The sequence below is a fragment of the uncultured Polaribacter sp. genome (assembly GCF_947501385.1).
In the GTDB taxonomy this organism is placed as follows: Bacteria; Bacteroidota; Bacteroidia; order Flavobacteriales; family Flavobacteriaceae; genus Polaribacter.
Genome location: NZ_CANMVP010000065.1, coordinates 1 through 2,323, shown reverse-complemented (window position 1 = coordinate 2,323; position 2,323 = coordinate 1). Strand labels below are relative to the sequence as shown.

Annotated in this window: 1 protein-coding gene; it reads left to right on the top strand. The window is 32.3% G+C overall.

The window, feature by feature from the left end; all coding sequences use genetic code 11:
* The first annotated feature begins 225 nt into the window (after positions 1-225).
* The gene (locus Q0998_RS19175; RefSeq protein WP_299673041.1) at positions 226-2,235 is read left to right on the top strand and encodes an ATP-dependent endonuclease; all 2,010 of its coding nucleotides are present in this window, start codon (positions 226-228) and stop codon (positions 2,233-2,235) included.
* Positions 2,236-2,323 lie beyond the last annotated feature (88 nt).

Genomic DNA, 2,323 nt, shown 5'->3' with positions numbered 1-2,323 from the left:
CATAAGGGACTTGCACCCTCTAGATTAATTATTTACCTTTCGGTAAATCAAAAGATGCCCATGCTGGGCACACACAATGTATATAAAAAATAGGCGAAATAGTAGTAAAATCAAGGCTTTTAGCTCGTATCAAACTTTGTGCTTAACCGAAAGTTTAGTGCTTCGAAATCGCCTACTTTTCATATACTAACCGTTGCCACCAATACGAAAAAAATCACGCTTGAGATGAAAATTGAGAATATTAGCATACAGAATTTCAAGACATTTGGACTTGAAAAAATTGAATTTTCATTCAACAACTTAACTTCGTTAATAGGAGAAAATAGTGTGGGTAAATCAAATATTCTCGAAGCATTAGACCTGTTTTTTAATTTTACAAAAACTAAAATATCCACAAAAAGCTTTCATCATAATGATTATTCTCAACCGATAGTTATAACTGTAAAGTTCAGAAACTTAAACGCAGATGAACTTTCAACATTCAAAACTCACTTAGACGAACATAATGACTTGACAATTACCCAATATATTGAGGCAATTTCAAAAGAAGACGGAGTTGAGCTTGCGGATGCTTCAATTGACGATATTGACTTTATAGAATCGAAACACGGGACAAAACAGATTCCAACCGAAGAATATCTATGGACAGTTGCTGATAAAGTACCAACAAAAACAAATCTAAAAAAGTGGTGGAAAACAGATTTATTGATTGGAGAATTTAATTTCAAAACTCTTTTTGAAAGTGAGGAAGAACCAACACAAGAAGATTTTTTAAATAAACTAATTCAACTCAATGAAGAACGCTACGATGAAATACCTAAAGAACAAATAACTGGAGATGAAAAGGTTTTGGGATGGAAAAGTAAGTTAAAAGCCAATCTTCCAAAATTCTTCTATATTCCAGCAATCAAAAATTTATCGGAGGACTTGAAAGTTACCAAAACAAGTGCTTTAGGAGAATTAATCAATTGGCTTTCCAGTTCTGTTTCTACAGAAATCAAACAAGAATTCAAGACAAAAACTGATGCATTAGTTAAAGGATTAATTGAAAAAATTGATACAACTGAAGAAGGAGAATCTAAAATTGAAAAAATAAATAAGGCATTAAACGACAATATTGGTTTTGATATTGGCTGTTCGCTTGAATTGAAATTCGGTTCACCAGAAATTCAAGACGTTGTCTTTCCTCAACCTAAAGTTTTTGCTAACGATGGATATGATTCAGAACTTACAGAAAAAGGACACGGAATTCAAAGACTAGCTTTGTTTTCATTATTAAGAACATACAATACGTTTGATTTTGGAAAGAAAACAAATGAAAGCAACATAATTATAGGAATTGAAGAGCCCGAAATATATTTGCATCCACCTTTAAAAAGAGCTACTTACAATCTGTTAAAGGAAATTTCTCAAGGGAATGACCAAGTAGTTTACACAACACACGATAGTCTATTTATATCAGTAGATAATTTTGACGAAATTAGACTTCTAAGAAAATCATCTGACGAAAACCCAAAAACAGTTTCTCACGAATTAACTGTTCAACAAATAATTAATCACTATCATAATATTTACGGAATTGAAATTAATGAATTAAGTATAAGACACAGATTCCATCACTTAATCGATGAAACTAAAAATGAAGGTTTTTTTGCAAAGAAAATAATATTAATAGAAGGAGAAACCGAGAAATACTCATTGCCAAATTATTTTAAAGCTAAAGGTTTTGACATTGACACCAATAGAGTTTCACTAATAAACGCTGGTTCGGTGGACACAATTTCATATTTACTACTATTGTTCAATGAATTTAGAATTCCTTGTTATGTCATTTTTGATGGAGATAAGCCTGCCAGTCCTGTCGAAGAATTAACTGGAGATTATCGTAAAAATGCTATAAATAAATCCAAACGCAATAAAGAGATTCTTCAAATGCTAGGTCACGCAACTACGGAGGATTTATTCTTTTTCCCACCAACAAGTATAAATTCTAATTATTCTATTTGGGAACAAGATTTTGAGGAAGAATTCCATAAAAAAGTAGGTAATTATGATGAAATTAAGGCGGAAGCCAAAGACCTATATAGTAGTGATAGTAAACCATTAACAGCAAGATATTTCTCAGAAAAAATCTGTAATACACCAGAAATGATAGATAATAAAATAGACCCATTAATTGAGCAGATAACAAATTTGGAATGGACTGAATCTATTATTGACAGAGCAAGTGAATAAAGTACTGGTGGCAATCGAGTAGACGGCTCTGCCAGAAACTGACAGAGTGCGCCTCTCACACCACCGTACGTACGGGTCTCGTATACGG